We start from the raw sequence: 18,046 nt of genomic DNA, 5'->3' as shown, positions 1-18,046 counted from the left end.
TGGTTAAACCGCTGTCGCAATGGTCTTGGTTTCCAAGTACTCCTCGAATCCGGCCAGACCCATCTCGCGGCCGTTGCCGGATTGCTTGTACCCGCCGAACGGCGCATCGGCCGAATACCACACGCCGCCATTGACATTGATCGTGCCGGCGCGCACCCGTGCGGCGGCCCGCGCCGCCCGCTCCGGGTCGGTGCCGAACACCGTGGCCGACAACCCGTACGCCGAGTCGTTGGCGATGCGCACCGCGTCGTCGTCGCCGTCGTGCGCAATCACGGTCAGGACCGGACCGAAGATCTCTTCCTGCGCCACGCGAGCGTCGTTGCCCAGCCCCGCGATCAGGGTGGGCTCGATGAAGAATCCGACTTCACGGTCGGCCGGGCGGCCACCACCGGTCACGAACGTTCCGCCCTCGGCGATCGCCGAGTCGAGGTAGCCCTGAATCCGGTCGCGCTGGCGGGCGGAAATAACTGGGCCGCAAATGGTTCCGGGGTCAGTGGGGTCGCCTGCCTTGATGCCGCCCATCGTCGCGGCCGCGATGGAGACGGCTTCGTCGTACTTGGCCCGCGGCACCACCAGCCGGGTGGTGATCGCGCATCCCTGTCCGGCGTGCATGCAGACCGAGAAGCCGGCCACGCCGACGGCGCCGGCCAAGTCCGCGTCGTCGAGGACGATGAACGCCGACTTGCCGCCCAGCTCGAGGAAGACCTTCTTGATGGTCGCGGCGCCGTCGGACATCACCGCACGCCCGGTGGCCGTCGACCCGGTGAACGAAACCATGTCCACCCGAGGGTCTTTGGACAGCATCGCGCCGACGGCGTGGTCGCTGGAGGTGATGATGTTGATCACGCCCGGCGGGAAGTCGGTGTGCTCGGCGATGAGTTCGCCCAGCACGGCGGCACACCATGGGGTGTCGGGGGCGGGCTTGAGGATGACCGTGTTGCCCACGGCGAGGGCGGGCCCGATCTTGGCCAGGTTGATCTGGTGGGGAAAGTTCCACGGAGTGATGGCGCCGACGACGCCGACGGCCTCACGGGCGATGGTGCGCCGAGTCGGGATGCCCATCGGCTTGGCCTCGCCGAGATCCTGGTTGTACTCGTACGATTCGGCCGTATCCGCGGCAAACGACAGGTCGTTGACCGGGACCTCGAGCTGGGCGATGCCGGTGAGCATCCTCGGGGCGCCCACCTCGGCGATGGTCAGGTCGCGCAGCTCCTCGAGGTGCTGCCTCATCGCCGCCTGCAGCTGGCGCACGCACCGCACCCGCAGCTCGGTGTTGCGCGACCAGTCCGTCTCGTCGAAGGCGCGACGCGCGGCCTCGATCGCACGGCTCATGTCGTCCGCGTTCGCGTCGGCCGCGACCCCCAGTACTTCCTCGGTGGCCGGGTTGATGGTCGGGAAGGTGCCGGCACTGCCGGCTGACAGCTTGCCGTCGATGAAGAGTTCACTCGCGCCGTTGGCCAACAAGGCCATCTCCCGCTCCCGTCTACGCGTGACAAATCCAAGGGGCGAATCGATACGCCCATTCGAATGGACAGATGTCCGATAATGTCCCATGGCACCATAGCCCTGGGGTCGTCGACGGTGCAAGAGCCGACTTCGGAATCGGAGGACCGCCGCGGCATAACTGCTCATTAACCAGTATGTTTGCCCGGCAGGCTTGCTTCGCGTCCCCTTCGTCCGATAGCTTAGACATGTGTCCAGCGATGCCCTGGTTTCGGTCGCAGGCCAGACCGAACAACCAATCGGTCAGGCGCCGCGCAATCGCCGCCAAGAGGAGACCTTCCGCAAGGTGCTTGCCGCCGGCATCGAAACCCTGCGGGAGAAGTCGTATGCCGATCTGACGGTGCGCGCCGTCGCGGCCCGTGCCAAAGTCGCCCCGGCGACCGCCTACACCTACTTTTCGTCGAAGAACCATTTGATCGCCGAGGTGTACCTGGACCTGGTGCGGCAGGTCCCGTTCTTCACCGACGTCAACGAGCCGATGCTGACCCGGGTGGACAAGGTGCTGCGCCATCTGGCGCTGGTGGTCGCGGACGAGCCCGAGGTCGGCGCGGCCTGCACGACGGCGCTGCTGGGCGGGGGCGCCGATCCCGCGGTGGGCGCCGCGCGGGACCGGATCGGTGCGGAGATTCACCGCCGCATCGCGACGGCCATCGGGCCCGGCGCCGACGCCGGCACGGTGTCCGCCCTCGAGATGACGTTCTTCGGCGCGCTGGTTCAAGCCGCCAGCGGCCAATTCACCTACCACGAAATCGCCGACCGGCTCACCTATGTCGTCAGCCTCCTGCTGGCCGGCACCGGGGAGACGAGCCAGGAGACAAAAACTTAAATGACCATTCACGTTGGAGACCACGAGTTGGTACTCGATCCTTACGACTACGACTTCCACGAAGATCCGTATCCCTACTACCAGCGGCTGCGCGACGAGGCTCCGCTGTATCGCAATGAGGAACTGAACTTCTGGGCGCTGTCGCGGCATCAGGATGTGCTGCAAGGATTCCGCAACAGCACAACGCTTTCCAACAAGTTCGGCGTCTCGCTGGATCCGGCCTCGCGTGGCCCGCACGCCAGCAAGACGATGAGCTTCCTCGCGATGGACGACCCGGCCCACCTGCGGCTGCGCACCCTGGTGTCGAAGGGCTTCACGCCGCGCCGCATCCGCGAGCTCGAACCGCGGGTCACCGAGATCGCGGTCAAGCACCTGGACACGATGCTCGAAAAAGCCTTGTCGGGCGGGGTGGTCGACTACGTCGACGAGTTCGCGGGCAAGCTGCCGATGGACGTGATCTCCGAGCTGATGGGCGTGCCCGAGGCGGACCGCGTTCAGGTCCGGGCCTGGGCCGACGGCGTGATGCACCGCGACGAGGGCGTCACCGACGTTCCACCCGAGGCCGTCGAGGCGTCGATCAACCTGATCGTCTACTACCAGCAGATGGTCGCCGAGCGCCGTGCCAACCCCACCGACGATCTGACCACCGCGCTGTTGGAGGCAGAGATCGACGGCGACCGGCTCACCGACGACGAAGTGCTCGGCTTCATGTTCTTGATGGTGATCGCCGGAAACGAGACCACCACCAAACTGCTTGCCAACGCTGCATTTTGGGGACACAAGCACCCCGACCAGCTGGCCCCGATCTATGACGACTTCGAACTGGTGACGCCGTGGGTCGAAGAGACGCTGCGCTACGACACGTCCAGCCAGATCCTCGCCCGTACCGTGGCCGGCGAGCTCACCCTCTACAACACCACGATCCCCGACGGGGACGTGCTGCTACTCCTGCCCGGTTCCGCCCATCGCGACGAGCGGGTGTTCGACCGCCCGGACGATTATCTAATCGGGCGTGAAATCGGTTCCAAACTCATGAGCTTCGGTAGTGGTGCACACTTCTGCCTGGGGGCCCACCTGGCCCGGATGGAAGCCCGCGTAGCGCTCACCGAGTTGTTCAAGCGAATCCGCGGATATCAAGTCGACGAGGCCAACGCCGTCCGCGTCCACTCCAGCAATGTTCGCGGATTCGCTCACCTACCCATCACCGTGGAGACCCGCTGATGCCTCGCTTTGCCCCCCTTCCCGAACGCCGGCCGACGATCGTCGCCGGCGCCTCCTCCGGCATCGGAGAGGCCACCGCGATCGAACTCGCGGCGCACGGCTTCCCGGTCGCACTGGGTGCCCGCCGGGTCGAAAAGCTCGATGACATCGTCGGCAAGATCAACGCCGACGGCGGCGAGGCGGTTGGATTCCACCTCGACGTCACCGACCCAAACTCGGTGAAATCCTTTGTGGCACAGTCGGTCGACGCCATCGGCGAGATCGAGGTGCTGGTAGCCGGCGCGGGAGACACCTACTTCGGCAAGCTGGCCGAGATCACCACCGACGAGTTCGAGTCGCAGCTGCAGATCCACCTCGTCGGCGCCAACCGACTCGCCGCCGCGGTGCTTCCGGGCATGCTCGAGCGCCAACGCGGCGACCTCATCTTTGTCGGTTCCGATGTGGCGCTGCGCCAGCGGCCCCACATGGGTGCCTACGGTGCGGCCAAGGCCGCGCTCGTCGCGATGGTCACCAACTTCCAGATGGAGCTCGAGGGCACCGGCGTGCGCGCCTCGATCGTGCACCCCGGCCCGACCAAGACGTCGATGGGCTGGAGCCTGCCGGCCGACAAGATCGGCCCGGCTCTGGAGGACTGGGCCAAGTGGGGCCAGGCCCGCCACGATTACTTCCTGCGTGCGGCAGACCTCGGGCGAGCCATCACATTCGTCGCCAAGACACCGCGCGGTGGCTTCATCGCCAGCATGGAGCTTCAGCCCGAAGCGCCGTTGGCCGACAACAAAGACCGTCAGAAACTCGCGCTGGGAGAAGAAGGGATGCCGTCATGACCACCGCTATCGTGCCCCGGGTTTCCGGCGGCGAAGAAGAGCACGGCCATCTTGAGGAATTCCGCACCGACCCAATCGGATTGATGACGCGCATCCGCGAGGAGTGCGGCGACGTCGGGTGGTTCCAGCTGGTCGACAAGCACGTCATCCTGCTGTCCGGGGCGAGCGCCAACGAGTTCTTCTTCCGCTCCGCCGACGAGGATCTCGACCAGGCCGAAGCGTACCCGTTCATGACGCCGATCTTCGGCAAGGGCGTCGTGTTCGATGCCAGCCCCGAGCGGCGCAAGGAGATGCTGCACAATTCGGCGCTGCGTGGTGAGCAGATGAAGGGCCACGCCGCCACGATCGAGCGCCAGGTAAAAGGGATGATCGCCGACTGGGGATCCGAGGGCGAGATCGACTTGCTCGATTTCTTCGCCGAACTGACCATCTACACCTCGACGGCCTGCCTGATCGGTGAGAAGTTCCGGAACCAGCTCGACCACCGGTTCGCGGAGTACTACCACCAGCTGGAGCGCGGCGCCGACCCGCTGTGCTACGTCGACCCCTACCTGCCGATCGAGAGCTTCAGGCTGCGCGACGAGGCGCGCGTGAAACTCGTTGCGCTGGTGCAGGAGATCATGGATCAGCGAATCGCGAACCCGCCCAGGGACAAGGGCGACCGAGACATGCTCGACGTGCTGGTGTCGATCAAGGACGAAGACGGCAACCTACGCTTCTCGGCCGACGAGGTCACCGGAATGTTCATCTCGCTGATGTTCGCCGGGCATCACACCAGCTCGGGAACCTCGGCATGGACCCTGATCGAGCTGATCCGTCATCCCGAGGCGTACGCGGAGGTGCTGACCGAGCTCGACGAGCTGTACGCCGATGGCCAAGAGGTGAGTTTCCATGCGCTGCGTTCGATTCCGAAGCTAGACAACGTGGTCAAGGAGACCCTGCGCCTGCACCCGCCGCTGATCATCCTGATGAGGGTCGCGCAGGGCGAGCTCGAGGTCGAGGGCTTCGGAATCCACAAGGGCGACTTCGTCGCCGCTTCTCCGGCGATCAGCAACCGGATCCCCGAGGACTTTCCCGATCCGGACGCGTTCAAGCCGGATCGCTACAACAAGCCGGAGCAGGCCGACATCGTCAACCGGTGGACCTGGATTCCGTTCGGCGCGGGCCGGCACCGTTGCGTCGGCGCGGCGTTCGCGCAGATGCAAATCAAAGCGATCTTCTCGGTTCTGTTGCGCGAGTACGAGTTCGAGATGGCGCAGCCGGCCGACAGTTACCACAACGACCACTCAAAGATGGTCGTGCAGCTGGCCCGACCGGCCAAGGCGCGCTACCGCAAGCGCACCGCCTAGGAGTCCTGCCATGGCATTTCGTATCGGAGTCGACCTGGATCTATGCCAGGGCCACGCCATGTGCGAATTGGAGGCACCGGACTACTTCAAGGTGCCCAGGCGGGGCAAGGTCGAGATCCTCGACGCCGAACCGCCCGAAGACGCGCGCGACGAGGTCCAGCGCGCGGTCGATATGTGCCCAACCCAAGCACTATTCATCAAAGAAGATTCAGGAGATTGACCTATGACATCACGAGCGTCACACTCACGCGCAGATCTTGAGGCCTGGGTCGACCGCTGGCTGCAGGCCAACAAGGACTGCGAGAAGGCCGGCGACTGGAAGCCGCTGGCCGACTTCTACACCGAGGACGCCACCTACGGCTGGAACATCGGCCCCAAGGAAGACGTGATGTGCGTGGGCGTCGACGAGATCCGCGACGTCGCGCTCGGCCTGGAGATGGAAGGCCTGGAGAACTGGGTCTACGAGTACCAGAAGGTACTCATCGACGAGAAGCAGGGCGAGATCGTCGGTTTCTGGAAGCAGATCGTCAACAAGACCGACGGCACCCAGGACGAGATCTACGGCATCGGCGGCAGCTGGTTCCGACTCAACGACGAAGGCCTGATCGAGTGGCAGCGCGACTTCTTCGACTTCGGTCACGTCGCCTACATGTTCGGGAAGCTGATCGAGTCCGGCGATCTGAGCGCCGGAATGCAGAAGCGCATCGAACGCAGCATCGCCGGCGAAAAGCTGCCCGGCTACTACCCGCTTGGCCAGGCTCCGGTTCCCATCTGGTGATCTCCCGACCGGTTGGTGGTCCCCCACTTGTTTACAGTCCGGTGATGCGCGTCATAATAGGCTGCGAATGAGAACACGTTCTAGATTGCCATCCGGCCCCGGCCGGCCCCTTTCACCGGCACTCGGGTCAGGGCACGTTAGTGGAGGACCTTCATGAAGACAAAAGGCGCGCTGATCTGGGAATTCAACCAGCCGTGGTCCATCGAGGAAATTGAGATCGGCGACCCGCAGGCGCACGAGGTCAAGATCCAGATGGAAGCGGCCGGGATGTGCCATTCGGATCACCATCTAGTTACCGGCGGCATCCCGATGGCGGGCTTCCCGGTCCTCGGTGGTCACGAGGGTGCGGGCATCGTGACCGAGGTCGGCCCCGGTGTGGAGGACATCGCCCCCGGCGACCACGTGGTGCTGTCCTTCATCCCGTCCTGTGGACAGTGCGCGACCTGTCAGGCCGGCATGCGCAACCTGTGCGACCTGGGCGCCGGGCTGCTCGGCGGCGCCGCGGTCTCCGACGGCACGTTCCGTATCCAGGCGCGCGGCCAGAACGTCTTCCCGATGACGCTGCTGGGCACGTTCTCGCCGTACATGGTCGTACACCGCAGCTCGGTCGTGAAGATCGACCCGTCGGTGCCATTCGAGGTGGCCGCGCTGGTCGGGTGTGGCGTCACCACCGGCTATGGCTCGGCGGTGCGCACCGCTGACATCCGGCCGGGCCAGGACGTCGCGATCGTCGGCGTCGGCGGTGTCGGCATGGCCGCGCTGCAGGGTGCGGTCAACGCGGGCGCGCGCTACATCTTCGCGATCGACCCGGTGGAGTGGAAGCGCGATCAGGCCTTGAAGTTCGGCGCCACGCACGTCTACCCCGACATCAACGCCGCGCTGATGGGCATCATGGAGGTCACCTACGGCCTGATGGCGCACAAGGTGGTCGTCACCGTCGGTGAGCTACACGGCGCCGACGTCGACAACTACCTCAACATCACCCAGAAGGGCGGCACCTGCGTGCTGACTGCCATCGGCAGCCTGATGGACACTAACGTGAACCTCAACCTCGCGATGCTGACCCTAATGCAGAAAAACCTGCAGGGCACCATCTTCGGTGGCGGCAACCCGCAGTACGACATCCCTCAGCTGCTGTCGATGTACAAGGCCGGCAAGTTGAACCTGGACGACATGGTCACCACCCAGTACCGCCTCGAGCAGATCAACGAGGGTTACCAGGACATGCTCAGCGGCAAGAACATTCGCGGCGTCATCCGCTTCACCGACGCCGACCGGTAAGCCGACCCGCCGCGAGGCACGTGGCCGGAGAGTGACCGCCTTTCCGCACCCTCATGGCGCCGGGGCGAATCGGCGCCATGAGGGTGCGCAACCGCGTCGTCATGTCTCCGATGGAGACCATGTACGGCACGCCGGACGGGCTGCCGTCGGCGCGCACCCGCGACTATTTCGCCGCGCGTGCGCGTGGCGGGGTCGGGCTGATCACATTAGGTGCCACCGGGATTGACCATCATCACCCGGAGACCCCCGGCGGCCTGCACCTGGGTACCGACGAGGCGGTCGACGCCCATCGGGCGCTGGTGGAGGTCGTGCACGAGCACGGTGCCAAGATCCAGCCGCAGATTGTGCACGCCGGCCCGGACGGCCTGGGGCCAGAGATCTTCGGGGTCGAATCGCTGGGGCCTTCGGTCATCCCGTCGTATCTCACCGGCCGCCCGTCCATCGAGATCAGCAAGCAGCAGCTCTGCGCGATCTTCGACTTGTTCAAGGCGGCGGTGCGCCGCGCCGCCGACGCGGGCTACGACGGCATCGAACTGCACGCCGCGCACGGCTACATGCTGTTGGGTTCTTTCCTTGCCCCACAACGTAATCGGCGTACCGACGACTACCGGGGCGACAAGCCGCACGGCCGGGTACAAGTGTTGCTCGAGGCGCTGGCGGCCATCCGGTCCGAGGTCGGCGACGCGCTACCGATCACGCTGCGCATCTCCGGTTACGAGCGAGTCGCCGGGGGACGGCCGATCTACGAAACCGCCAGGATGGCACCCGAACTCGTCTCGGCCGGCGTGAACGCCTTCCACGTCAGCGGCGGGGTGATCGACCGGCTCGTCACGGGCATGGTCAACGCCGCCGACGACGGCGACGAACTCAACGTCGGCGCCGCCGCGGCCGTCAAGCAGGTGGTCGACGTGCCGGTGATCGCCGTCGGCCGCATCCACGATCCCGTCCGGACCGAACGGATCCTGGCCGACGGGCGAGCGGACTTCATCGCGATGGGACGCCCGCTGCTGGCCGACCCCGAGCTGCCGCACAAACTGTGGACCGGCCAGTCGCACCGCGTCCGAAAATGCATCTCTTGCGAAAACTGTATCGACGCAATGGAACAGCGCTTCTCGGTCGACTGCGCCGTCAACCCCCGCACCGGCAAGGAGCGGGAGCTCGCCGCACCCCGCACAGGTCGCGCCAAGCGCGTCGTGGTGATCGGCGGCGGGCCGGCCGGTTTGGAGGCCGCCCGGGTGGCCGCCGAACGAGGCCACCGTGTCACGCTGTTCGAACGGGCCGGCCAACTCGGCGGCGCGCTGCGCTGGGCGTCCGTGCTGCATCCCGAGAACCAGCCGTTCCTGCGGTATCTGCGCGACGAGATCAAGCTCAGCACCACCAAAGTACATCTGGGCCATTCTGTTTCGGCCGACGACATCGTCGCGCATGCACCCGACGCGGTGGTGGTGGCCACGGGAGGCCATGTCGCGGTGCCGGCAATTCGGGGAGCCGACCTGCCGCACGTGCACACTGGCCCCGGATTGCGTGAGTTGCTCGGCGGCCACGCCGAATCCACCGATCCGGCCTGGCAGCGGCTGGGTGCCGCGATGCTGGCCGGCTGGCGACAACGGCTGCTGCTTCCGGCGGCCGTGCGCCTTGCCACGCGCGCCTGGATGCCGGTCGGCCGGCGGGTCGTCATCATCGGCGGCGACCTGGTCGCGCTGGAACTGGCCGAGTTTCTGGCAAGCCGGGGCCGGCTGGTGTCGATCCTCGAACCGGGCAACGAAATCGCTCCGGAAGTGGGCAACAAACGCAAGACCGAACACATGGATCGACTCGACCGCCTCGGGGCCACCGTGCACGTCCGCGCGGCCGTCGATCGCATCACGACCGAGGGCGTCGCGTTCATACCCGCCGGCGGGAACGCTCGGCAATTGCCCGCCGACAGCGTCGTGATCGCCGGATCGGTCGAACCCGACACCGCACTGTTCGACGAGCTGAAGGCCGCCCTGCCCCGGGCCGACGTTCATGCCGCCGGCGATCGCAGCGGCCTGGGGCTTATTCGCAAGGCAACCGAGGAAGGCGCACGCGCCGCGTGTGCGATCTAGAGATTGGAGAACACCGATGACCCAAACCACCCAATCCCCGGCGCTGACGGCGTCGCAGTCGTCGTGGCGCTGCGCCCAGGGCAAGGACCGGGACGGCTGGCTGGCGCTGATGACCGACGATGTGGTCATCGAGGATCCGATCGGCAAGTCCGTCACCAATCCCGACGGCACCGGTGTGCGCGGCAAGGCGGCGGTCGGCGAGTTCTTCGACAACAACATCGCCCAGAACCAGCTGACCATCACGTGCGAGGAGACCTTCCCGTCCAGCTCGCCGGACGAGATCGCTCATATTCTGGTGCTGCAGAGCAAGTTTGAAGGCGGCATGACCAGCAAGGTGCGGGGCGTGTTCACCTACAAGGTCAACGAGGCCGGGCTGATCACCAACATGCGTGGGTACTGGAACCTCGAGGTGATGGAGTTCGGCCAGCAGTAACCCGGGCGAATCGGCCCCCTATGCTGGGGGCCATGGCCTCGATCTTCACCAAGATCATCAACCGTGAACTACCCGGCAGGTTCGTCTACGAGGACGACGACGTCGTCGCGTTCCTGACGATTGAGCCGATGACACAAGGGCACACGCTGGTGGTGCCGCGCGCCGAGATCGATCAGTGGCAGGCCGTCGAGGAGGGCGCGTTCGCGCGCGTGATGTCGGTGAGCCAGCTGATCGGCAAGGCCGTGTGCAAGGCGCTCCGGGCCGAGCGTGCCGGGCTGATCATCGCAGGGCTGGAAGTGCCGCACCTGCACGTGCACGTGTTCCCCACCCGCAGCCTCAGCGACTTCGGCTTCGCCAACGTCGACCGTAACCCGTCGGCGGAGTCGCTCGATCAGGCGCAAGAACGGATCAAGGCGGCCCTGGCTCAGCTGACCTGAGCCGGCTCCGGTGTGGGCACATCGCTGACGCGCGGCAGGGTGACACGGAAGCAGCACCCCTTGCCGGGCGCGGTTTGCACGGTGACCGTGCCACCATGCGCCTGCACGAGCGAGCTGACGATCGACAGCCCCAATCCGGTTCCGCCGCTGGCTCGGGCCCGCGAGGAATCGGTTCGGTAGAACCGCTCGAACACCCGCGACGCATCCTCCTGTGTCATGCCCGGACCCTGGTCCGCGATCTCGAGCACCGCGTCGTCGCCGTCGGTGCCGACCCGGATGATGACGTCGGCACTAGACGGCGTGTGCTGCACAGCATTCGCGACGAGGTTGCTCAGCACCTGACGGATGCGGGGCTCGTCACCGATCACCTCGGGGGTGCCGGGACCGTCGAAGACTTCCAGGCTGATCGTGCGCTTGGGGTCGATCGCCCGCCCGTCGTGTACGGCATCGCTGGCCAGCGCCAGCAAGTCGACGCGATGGTGTTCCAACGGCCGCGCGACATCCAGCCGTGCCATCAACAGCAGATCGTCGACCAGCAGTCCCATTCGGCTGGATTCGCTCTCGATGCGCGACAGCAACATGGCCACGTCGCGGGCCGCGCCCTGCCGGTACAACTCCGCGAAACCACGAATCGTCGTCAGCGGGGTGCGCAGTTCGTGGCTGGCGTCGGTGATGAACCGCCGCATCCGGTCCTCCGAGCCGCGGGCCTTCTCGGCCGAGGACTCCGAGGACGCCACCGCTTGCTGAATCTGGGTGAGCATTCCGTTGAGCGCCAACGAAAGCCGGCCCACCTCGGTTCTCGGATCACGTTCTGGCACACGACGATCCAGTTGTCCAGCGGCGATCGCGGCGGCCGTTTGCTCGACCTCGAGCAGCGGCCGCAGGCTGCGGTGCACCACCGCGAAGCCGGCGATCCCGACCACGGCCAGCACCGCCACTCCGATCCCGAACTGCAGCCACACCAGGGACCGCACCGTGTGGTCGACGTCCGACAGGTCGATCGCGACGGTGGTCAGGCCGTTGGGCCCCCGCACTGAGACCGCGCGCCACTGAATATCCGAGCCGTTGACCGAGGGCAGCGTCGTCGGGTTGGGGCCGACGTCGTTGTTGGGCGGCAATGCCGGTTCGGCATTGCGGTCATTGATGGCCGTGAACGGTTTGCCGTCGGTGCCGACACCGCGCACGTAGTACTTCGACGGGGGCCGGCCCGGGTCCGGGCCTTCGAAGGAGGTCTCCGTCAATTGCCGTCGTGGTGCCAGCGCCCAGCCGCGCGACGCCTCGAGCAGCGTCTGGTCGATGCGGCTGACCAGACTGTGCCGCAGGATCGACGTGACCATGACGCCCGAGGCCGCTAGACCGCACGCCACCAAAACCAGGGTTGCCGCGACCAGGCCCACCCGGAGGGGCAATCCACGCCGAACGTGTGTGGCCGGTTCCGTCTTCTTCGCCACCGATTGCTACTTTCGCTGAATGGCCGAGCGCGTGCTCAGCGCGGCTCCCGCAGCACATAGCCCACCCCGCGCAGGGTATGCAGCAGCCGCTTCTCGCCGGTATCGATCTTTCGCCGCAGATAAGACACGTAGGACTCGACGACATTCACGTCGCCGCCGAAGTCGTAGCGCCAAACGTGGTCAAGGATTTTCGGCTTGCTCAGCACCGTGCCGGCGTTGATCACGAAATAGCGCAACAATGTGAATTCGGTCGGCGACAACGACACCGGTTCGCCGGCCTTCCATACTTCGTGGGTTTCCTCGTCGAGCTCGATGTCGGCGAAAGTCAATCGAGCGTTCGGCTTCTCGACGGTTCCCTTACCGGCACGTCGCAGGATCACCCGCAGCCGGGCGACGACCTCCTCCAGACTGAACGGCTTGGTCACGTAGTCGTCGCCGCCCAGGGTCAGGCCCGCGATCTTGTCCTGCAAGGAATCGCGAGCCGTCAGGAACAGCGCCGGCGCATCGATGCCGTCGGCGCGTAGCCGGCGCAGCACCCCGAAGCCGTCCATCCCGGGCATCATCACGTCGAGGATCACCGCGTCGGGCCGCGCCTCACGCGCACGGTCCAGCGCCTGGGCACCGTTGGTCGCGGTGGCAACCTCGAATCCCTGGAACTTGAGACTTACGGAGAGCAACTCGACGATATTGACTTCGTCGTCAACAACGAGGACTCGCGCTTCCGGTTTAGTGTCGACGTGGGGTACCGCTGTCATCTGGTCCGTTCCATTCCCAACTGAGAGTTGCCTTGACAGTTCCTGTGTATTCTCTGCTAGCTCGGTGACAAGGTTCTGCTAATAGTCTGCCAAGAATCATCGCATCGGCTTGGACCGGTACCCGGTTTTTGAGCGCGCGTCGTGCCTAAACTCGGACCATGGATCTCGCCAAGAGCATCGTCTCCGCCGCGACCGTGCCCGCGCGGGTCGGCCTTGCCGCCGCGGAGGCGAGCCTGACCCTCGCCAGCGCGGCCGTGGGGGTGGCGAAGCGGTCGCTCGGGGAGGGTGGAACCCGAGGCACGAACGCCATGACGTCCATGCTCGGGCTCGACGATGCGATCACCCGAGCCAACCGGCTGGCCCGAATGATGGATGAAGATGCACCGCTGGGACGCGCGATGGCGCCCGACGGCCCGCTGGACCGGTTGCTGCGTCCGGGCGGCGTGGTCGACCTGCTGATGTCGGAGGAAGGCCTGGTCGACCGCCTGACCGCGGAGGGCGGCGGCCTACACCGCGCGCTGCAGCCCGGCGGGCTGGCCGATCAGCTGCTGTCGGAAGACGGGTTGATCGAACGGGTGCTGTCCGAGGACGGGCTGGCCGACCGGCTGCTGTCCGAGGGCGGCCTGATCGACAAGCTGACCGCCAAACACGGTCCGCTGGACCAGCTCGCCGACGTCGCCGACACCCTCGCCCGGTTGACGCCCGGGATGGAGGCGCTCGAGCCCGCCATCTCCACGCTGCAGGACGCCGTCAGCGCGCTAACCATGGTCGTCAACCCGCTGAGCAATATCGCCGAGCGCATCCCGCTGCCCGGGCGCCGGCCCGCACGCCGCCCGGTGTCACGCCCGGTGCCCTCTCAGCGCATCATCGAGAGCGACTCCTGAACCGCTAAGCTTGCAGCCGGTTTACCCCGGCCTCCTTAGCTCAGTGGTAGAGCACTCGCCTTGTAAGCGAAAGGTCGTCAGTTCAATCCTGACAGGGGGCTCCAGACAACATGTGGCGTGGCGACCCGGTTCACGGGTGGCCCGGCAGGCCGTCCAGGCCACCCTGAATACCGTGCAGATCGTCTTGGATGCCTTGCAGTTTCCCTTCGATCGCCTGCAGATCAGAGAGAGTGTTCTGATAGGCCGGCTGCATCGGGTCCGCGACGGCGGGTCGAGATTGGGGGCAGTACGCGACGATGGCACCCGCGGCGACCTCGGTGCTCTGGTTGGCATCCCAAATCGACGATCGCTGCACGAACCCGACTGCATCCGAGAAACTGCGTTGCTGGGCCAGAAAGTCACAGACCGCGTGTCCCTGTGCCGTCACATACTCCTGACTGGGAACCGGCACACCCTCGTGCTTCAATACGTCGACGAGCGCCGCGTCGGCAACGTCGATACGCGGCGCCGGGACTTGCGGCGCCAACGGCTTGGCCGGCGCGCCCGATGGCGGAGTCTCCGTCGGCTGCGCTTCCGGCTGCATCGCCGTCGAACTCTCGTGGTGCACCGCCAACATCACCACCGCCGCGGCGACGATCGCAATCAGGGATAGCGGCAACGCCGCAAGGAGCCCAACGCGGCGCAGCGCACCCTTACGCCGACGGGGCTTTGTCTTGGTGGTGCGCTCTTGCAACAACCACGCGTCGGGGACAAACAGATCACTTTCGCGCGTCGTCACCGGGGCGGCGTAGGACGCATCCGAGCTGTGCGCCAGGAGCTCGTCGAGTAGTTCGTCGGCCTCTCGCGACGACGGTTTCCGACCCTGCTCGCGAAGCGATTGGCGCCTTAAGGCGGCGCGCCGCAATTCCGAGTCGATGGTCTCTCGGTCGCGCATATCAACCAGTTTGCGAGCGTCGCAACTCCCGGTCAACACCACGGGTGGACGCCGGCTGTGCCGGCAACGTTTCGGCTGGCCATGCCACGGATGTCGGCATCGAACCCGAACCACGGCAACTTGTGGTGCACGCCACCCGAACCGCGCCATTCGCGCCGACCGAGAGAACGCGACAAACGAATTCTTGTTTAACCGAACGCCATTCTTGGGCAGTGACATTCACACGTGCAATGACGGCTGCTGTCATTTTCCTGTGCCGATTCTGGCAAAAAACTAAGGTAGCCACACAGTGACAGCACAGCAAACCCCCGGTTAGCACGCGTACGGTCCGCGCCATGACCAAATTGCTTTCCGGAATCGTTCTCATGATTCCGCTAATTGGCATGGCGGCGCTGCCCGACACAATCGCCCGGGCGCACGCCGATCAGATCAACTTCCTGCCCGACTGGCCGAACCACCGAAACCAGACGGAAAAGACGATATGCGCCGCCCTGGCGCAAGGCTGGACCCGCCAGCAGATCGTCGGTACGGCCTTGAAGGCCAACAATTCGGACCTGACCGGGGTGGACGAGGATGAGGCCGCGGAGCGAGCCGACGCATTCATCGACGCCGCACGCTACCAGGACTGTCCGACGCTCAACGCCGGCTGATCCGCCTTCGTCAGCGCGGCGTGGGTTTACCGGCTTGGCGCGTCGGGTAACACCCTACTCAACGGATCTGACTCGGGAGGTGTCGAGAACAGTCGGCGCTGTACCGCGAAAGAAGGATTGATCGTGGGCGGCAAGCACCGACTGGAAGGGCCGGCCAGGCCACGCCGAGTACTCGTGAGTGGCGCCGCTCCCATTTCGATCTTGTGTGCGGCGAGCTTCACCACACTCGCGGTCCATCCCGAAAAGCCAACGGTACCTGACCATGTGATCGCCGTGACAGCACCCGCGTCGGCCCCGCGACCGGTGAGTCAGGAGGGGGTCCTGATCGCGGTGTCCGCCGACTCGGTTACCGCACGTAGTGCCAGCGGGTACACCCAAACCTACTTACTTACCCCCGATACCACCGTGATCAGCGATAGCGGCTGCAAATCCCACACCGTCGCTTCACATTTCACGGTCAACGATCCCGTCGACATTGTGGGGACCGTCCAAGGCGATAGGGCACTGGCGACCAGCCTGGCCCATCGCAGTATTGGGCACGGCAATGGTCCGCCGATGGATACTGTTGCCGGACAATAGGTTAACGTAATGATAGATCTATCACAGCCGGGTTGACGCGTGTTGCCAAGGGGAACACATCTTTTCAAGATGCGCTCTTCGAGCGTCAGCTCGTCCGGAAGGTGGATCCCCGATGACGTCGCCTCATCCGATCGACGTACTGCTCGTCGAAGACGACCCTGGCGATGAGCTGATCACGCGAGAAGCGTTCGCGCACCACAAGATCGCCAATACGCTCCATGTCGCCCGTGACGGCGCCGAAGGGCTGGATTTCCTCTACCGCCGAGGCGAATTCAGTGAGGCGCCGCGACCCGATCTCATCTTGCTGGATCTCAACCTGCCCAAGTTCAACGGCCGCCAGGTTCTGCAACAAGTCAAGTCGGACCCTGATCTCCAAGACATCCCGATCGTCGTCCTCACCACGTCGTCTGAGCAGGAAGACGTCTTGCACAGCTACAACCTGCATGCCAGCGCCTATGTCACCAAGCCCGTTGACCTCGACCAGTACATGGCCGCCATCCGCCAGATCGACAACTTCTTCGTCCGGATCGTGCAATTGCCACCACGTCACTAGTCTGCCGCGCGGCGAGATCTCGTAACATCTATTGTTTTGTGGCCCAAGCGATTCGCATCTTTGGTTTCTTCCACGATCGATGGGGTATGCGACGACTCATGAGTGCGGAGCCTTCATCGGCCATCCCGGCGCAGTTGAGTTGCGCGGGCACAGCCGACCCGGCCACCGCGTCCGAGTTGCGCCAAACCCTGCGAGGCTGGCTGCGGGAGTTGCCGCAAGCCTCTCCGGAAATCAGCCAGGACATCATTCTCGGCGTGAACGAGGCGCTCGCCAATTGCGTTGAACACGCCTACCGCGCCGCGGACGCGATCGGCATCATGAGACTTCAGGCCGGCTACGACCCCGCGGCGAAGACCATCAGCGTGTGTGTCAGCGATCGCGGAACCTGGCAAGGGCGCCAGTCGTGTCGACCTCAAGACCCTCGCGCGTCCCGCGGCATCATATTGATGCATGCCCTGGCGGATCGTTGCAACATCGACACTCGTCCCGGCGGCACCACGGTATGGCTTGATTATTCTGCACCTCAACAACATTGAAGTAATTTTGTTCAAGGCTATTACTTTCCACCGGCTTTGACGTCCACGCACGGCGGTGGCCGCCTCAAACTGATTGAGGCGGCCACCGTACGTATAGACCCGGCTCAGAAGCTTGGCGGGTGCGGCCCTCCGGGCGGCGGCGGCCCACCAATCGGTCCACCCGGCCCCGGGGGACCGAACGGCCCACCCGGCCCTCCGGGCGGCGGCCCGGGCTGCCCGGGAATCGGCGGCGGCGGGAATGGATCCGCACCAGCCACCGCGACACCGAAGCCCGTCGCGGCAATTCCCAGGGCACCCGCCAAAAGCGAACCAGCGATTACCTGCTTTATCTTCATCACTCGACCCATTTCTGTTATCGATTAGTCAGTTCATTGCGCAGTACGCGCCTTAGGGCGGCGGTCGCGCCAGCAGACGGGGTAGGCATGGCCCGCCCGCCGTCAACGCTGCTGGCCGGACGCCGGTGGCGGCGGCACGGGAGGCTGGGGTGTCCCCGACGGAGGCCGCAGGGGCCGTGGCTCCCGGCGGCGGCTCCGGCAGCTGTCCCGGCGGCGGGGGCGTGAATGCCCGTCCGGGCGGCGGTGGCGGCATGAGTCCCCAGCCGCCGGGCGGGGCTCCCCAGCCGCCGGGCATGGCTCCACCTCCGCCGGCCGGGGGGCCCCATCCCGGCGGCGGCGGCGGAGCCCCCCACGGCGGGACACCGATGGGCCGCGGCGGTGAGAGCATGCCAAACGGCATGGGTGGGGGCGGCCCGAACATCAGAAGTGGCAGGAATATGGCCGTCAGGATCCCGCCGACAATGAAGCCGCAGACGCCGGTTCCGACCGCCACGCCGATGGGATGCCGCCGCACGATCGACTGCCGCGGCACCGAGCCGGTCGGATCGCCGCTGGGGCGCAGGCATTCGCCGGCGCCCGATGTGCTCGGTGGTCGTTGCTCGTCAGACATGGGTTCCCTCCAAACTGTCG

20 protein-coding genes and 1 tRNA gene are annotated in these 18,046 nt (G+C 65.6%); 16 read left to right on the top strand and 5 right to left on the bottom strand.

Going from position 1 to position 18,046, the window contains the following annotated elements:
- Positions 1-3 precede the first annotated feature (3 nt).
- On the bottom strand, positions 4-1,470 hold the full coding sequence (locus tag G6N54_RS22015; RefSeq protein WP_163791988.1) for an aldehyde dehydrogenase: 1,467 nt from the start codon (positions 1,468-1,470) through the stop codon (positions 4-6).
- 223 nt (positions 1,471-1,693) lie between these two features.
- Here G6N54_RS22015 and G6N54_RS22010 point away from each other — a divergent pair, with 223 nt between their 5' ends.
- The 10 genes from G6N54_RS22010 to G6N54_RS21965 all read left to right on the top strand — a co-directional run bounded on the left by G6N54_RS22010 (position 1,694) and on the right by G6N54_RS21965 (position 10,739).
- Positions 1,694-2,329 carry a TetR/AcrR family transcriptional regulator gene (locus G6N54_RS22010; protein ID WP_163791986.1) on the top strand — a complete coding sequence of 212 codons (636 nt, stop codon included), beginning with the start codon at positions 1,694-1,696 and terminating at the stop codon, positions 2,327-2,329.
- Complete coding sequence (locus G6N54_RS22005; RefSeq protein WP_163791984.1) at positions 2,330-3,550, top strand: cytochrome P450; 1,221 nt, start codon at positions 2,330-2,332, stop codon at positions 3,548-3,550.
- Positions 3,550-4,374: an SDR family oxidoreductase gene (locus G6N54_RS22000; RefSeq protein WP_163791982.1), complete on the top strand. Its 825-nt coding sequence runs from the start codon at positions 3,550-3,552 to the stop codon at positions 4,372-4,374. The genes G6N54_RS22005 and G6N54_RS22000 overlap by 1 nt, the downstream gene beginning before the upstream one ends.
- Positions 4,371-5,723 carry a cytochrome P450 gene (locus G6N54_RS21995; RefSeq protein ID WP_163791980.1) on the top strand — a complete coding sequence of 451 codons (1,353 nt, stop codon included), beginning with the start codon at positions 4,371-4,373 and terminating at the stop codon, positions 5,721-5,723. The genes G6N54_RS22000 and G6N54_RS21995 overlap by 4 nt, the downstream gene beginning before the upstream one ends.
- 10 nt (positions 5,724-5,733) lie before the next feature.
- A complete protein-coding gene (locus G6N54_RS21990) occupies positions 5,734-5,943 on the top strand; it encodes a ferredoxin (protein WP_163791979.1) in 210 nt (69 codons plus the stop codon).
- Positions 5,944-5,946: 3 nt separating this feature from the next.
- Positions 5,947-6,501: a nuclear transport factor 2-like protein gene (locus tag G6N54_RS21985; protein WP_163791977.1), complete on the top strand. Its 555-nt coding sequence runs from the start codon at positions 5,947-5,949 to the stop codon at positions 6,499-6,501.
- 153 nt (positions 6,502-6,654) lie between these two features.
- Positions 6,655-7,782 (top strand): NDMA-dependent alcohol dehydrogenase, encoded by a 1,128-nt coding sequence (locus tag G6N54_RS21980; RefSeq protein WP_163791975.1) that lies wholly within the window; start codon positions 6,655-6,657, stop codon positions 7,780-7,782.
- Between the two features lie 77 nt (positions 7,783-7,859).
- A complete protein-coding gene (locus tag G6N54_RS21975; protein WP_232072916.1) occupies positions 7,860-9,869 on the top strand; it encodes an oxidoreductase in 2,010 nt (669 codons plus the stop codon).
- Positions 9,870-9,885: 16 nt separating this feature from the next.
- The gene (locus tag G6N54_RS21970; protein WP_163791971.1) at positions 9,886-10,302 is read left to right on the top strand and encodes a ketosteroid isomerase family protein; all 417 of its coding nucleotides are present in this window, start codon (positions 9,886-9,888) and stop codon (positions 10,300-10,302) included.
- 32 nt (positions 10,303-10,334) lie between these two features.
- A complete protein-coding gene (locus tag G6N54_RS21965; protein ID WP_163791968.1) occupies positions 10,335-10,739 on the top strand; it encodes an HIT family protein in 405 nt (134 codons plus the stop codon).
- Here G6N54_RS21965 and G6N54_RS21960 read toward each other — a convergent pair.
- Both G6N54_RS21960 and phoP read right to left on the bottom strand, forming a co-directional pair.
- Entirely contained in the window at positions 10,727-12,190 is a 1,464-nt protein-coding gene (locus tag G6N54_RS21960; protein WP_179969108.1) for a sensor histidine kinase, read from the bottom strand. The two genes, G6N54_RS21965 and G6N54_RS21960, sit on opposite strands and share 13 nt — an antisense overlap.
- A 35-nt stretch (positions 12,191-12,225) precedes the next feature.
- Positions 12,226-12,945 carry a two-component system response regulator PhoP gene (phoP, locus tag G6N54_RS21955; RefSeq protein ID WP_163791967.1) on the bottom strand — a complete coding sequence of 240 codons (720 nt, stop codon included), beginning with the start codon at positions 12,943-12,945 and terminating at the stop codon, positions 12,226-12,228.
- Positions 12,946-13,103: 158 nt separating this feature from the next.
- Here phoP and G6N54_RS21950 point away from each other — a divergent pair, with 158 nt between their 5' ends.
- On the top strand, positions 13,104-13,829 hold the full coding sequence (locus G6N54_RS21950; protein ID WP_163791965.1) for a hypothetical protein: 726 nt from the start codon (positions 13,104-13,106) through the stop codon (positions 13,827-13,829).
- A gap of 29 nt (positions 13,830-13,858) precedes the next feature.
- A tRNA-Thr gene (locus G6N54_RS21945) sits at positions 13,859-13,933 on the top strand.
- A 26-nt stretch (positions 13,934-13,959) separates the two neighbouring features.
- Here G6N54_RS21945 and G6N54_RS21940 read toward each other — a convergent pair.
- A complete protein-coding gene (locus G6N54_RS21940; protein WP_163791963.1) occupies positions 13,960-14,763 on the bottom strand; it encodes a DUF732 domain-containing protein in 804 nt (267 codons plus the stop codon).
- Positions 14,764-15,098: 335 nt separating this feature from the next.
- On the opposite strand from G6N54_RS21940, the gene G6N54_RS21935 reads away from it, so the two are divergent.
- The 4 genes from G6N54_RS21935 (at position 15,099) to G6N54_RS21920 (ending at position 17,081) form a co-directional block, all read left to right on the top strand.
- Complete coding sequence (locus G6N54_RS21935; protein WP_163791961.1) at positions 15,099-15,413, top strand: hypothetical protein; 315 nt, start codon at positions 15,099-15,101, stop codon at positions 15,411-15,413.
- A gap of 273 nt (positions 15,414-15,686) precedes the next feature.
- On the top strand, positions 15,687-15,992 hold the full coding sequence (locus tag G6N54_RS21930) for a hypothetical protein (RefSeq protein WP_232072915.1): 306 nt from the start codon (positions 15,687-15,689) through the stop codon (positions 15,990-15,992).
- A gap of 112 nt (positions 15,993-16,104) precedes the next feature.
- The gene (locus tag G6N54_RS21925) at positions 16,105-16,545 is read left to right on the top strand and encodes a response regulator (RefSeq protein WP_163791957.1); all 441 of its coding nucleotides are present in this window, start codon (positions 16,105-16,107) and stop codon (positions 16,543-16,545) included.
- Between the two features lie 98 nt (positions 16,546-16,643).
- Complete coding sequence (locus G6N54_RS21920; protein WP_163794886.1) at positions 16,644-17,081, top strand: ATP-binding protein; 438 nt, start codon at positions 16,644-16,646, stop codon at positions 17,079-17,081.
- Positions 17,082-17,468: 387 nt separating this feature from the next.
- On the opposite strand, the gene G6N54_RS31170 is transcribed toward G6N54_RS21920, so the two are convergent.
- On the bottom strand, positions 17,469-18,026 hold the full coding sequence (locus G6N54_RS31170; protein ID WP_163791955.1) for a hypothetical protein: 558 nt from the start codon (positions 18,024-18,026) through the stop codon (positions 17,469-17,471).
- Between the last annotated feature and the right edge of the window lie 20 nt (positions 18,027-18,046).

The sequence above is a fragment of the Mycobacterium stomatepiae genome, from assembly GCF_010731715.1.
In the GTDB taxonomy this organism is placed as follows: Bacteria; Actinomycetota; Actinomycetes; order Mycobacteriales; family Mycobacteriaceae; genus Mycobacterium; species Mycobacterium stomatepiae.
The sequence above is the reverse complement of the archived record's forward strand: the minus strand, read 5'-3'. Positions and strand labels throughout refer to the sequence as shown.

What these genes read in the sequence shown, in the direction of transcription:
- G6N54_RS22015 (WP_163791988.1), bottom strand. Translation starts at nt 1,470, where the DNA reads ATGGCCTTGTTGGCCAACGGCGCGAGTGAACTCTTCATCGACGGCAAG.
- G6N54_RS22005 (WP_163791984.1), top strand. Translation starts at nt 2,330, where the DNA reads ATGACCATTCACGTTGGAGACCACGAGTTGGTACTCGATCCTTACGAC.
- G6N54_RS22000 (WP_163791982.1), top strand. Translation starts at nt 3,550, where the DNA reads ATGCCTCGCTTTGCCCCCCTTCCCGAACGCCGGCCGACGATCGTCGCC.
- G6N54_RS21995 (WP_163791980.1), top strand. Translation starts at nt 4,371, where the DNA reads ATGACCACCGCTATCGTGCCCCGGGTTTCCGGCGGCGAAGAAGAGCAC.
- G6N54_RS21990 (WP_163791979.1), top strand. Translation starts at nt 5,734, where the DNA reads ATGGCATTTCGTATCGGAGTCGACCTGGATCTATGCCAGGGCCACGCC.
- G6N54_RS21985 (WP_163791977.1), top strand. Translation starts at nt 5,947, where the DNA reads ATGACATCACGAGCGTCACACTCACGCGCAGATCTTGAGGCCTGGGTC.
- G6N54_RS21980 (WP_163791975.1), top strand. Translation starts at nt 6,655, where the DNA reads ATGAAGACAAAAGGCGCGCTGATCTGGGAATTCAACCAGCCGTGGTCC.
- G6N54_RS21975 (WP_232072916.1), top strand. Translation starts at nt 7,860, where the DNA reads ATGAGGGTGCGCAACCGCGTCGTCATGTCTCCGATGGAGACCATGTAC.
- G6N54_RS21970 (WP_163791971.1), top strand. Translation starts at nt 9,886, where the DNA reads ATGACCCAAACCACCCAATCCCCGGCGCTGACGGCGTCGCAGTCGTCG.
- G6N54_RS21965 (WP_163791968.1), top strand. Translation starts at nt 10,335, where the DNA reads ATGGCCTCGATCTTCACCAAGATCATCAACCGTGAACTACCCGGCAGG.
- phoP (WP_163791967.1), bottom strand. Translation starts at nt 12,945, where the DNA reads ATGACAGCGGTACCCCACGTCGACACTAAACCGGAAGCGCGAGTCCTC.
- G6N54_RS21950 (WP_163791965.1), top strand. Translation starts at nt 13,104, where the DNA reads ATGGATCTCGCCAAGAGCATCGTCTCCGCCGCGACCGTGCCCGCGCGG.
- G6N54_RS21940 (WP_163791963.1), bottom strand. Translation starts at nt 14,763, where the DNA reads ATGCGCGACCGAGAGACCATCGACTCGGAATTGCGGCGCGCCGCCTTA.
- G6N54_RS21935 (WP_163791961.1), top strand. Translation starts at nt 15,099, where the DNA reads ATGACCAAATTGCTTTCCGGAATCGTTCTCATGATTCCGCTAATTGGC.
- G6N54_RS21925 (WP_163791957.1), top strand. Translation starts at nt 16,105, where the DNA reads ATGACGTCGCCTCATCCGATCGACGTACTGCTCGTCGAAGACGACCCT.
- G6N54_RS21920 (WP_163794886.1), top strand. Translation starts at nt 16,644, where the DNA reads ATGAGTGCGGAGCCTTCATCGGCCATCCCGGCGCAGTTGAGTTGCGCG.
- G6N54_RS31170 (WP_163791955.1), bottom strand. Translation starts at nt 18,026, where the DNA reads ATGTCTGACGAGCAACGACCACCGAGCACATCGGGCGCCGGCGAATGC.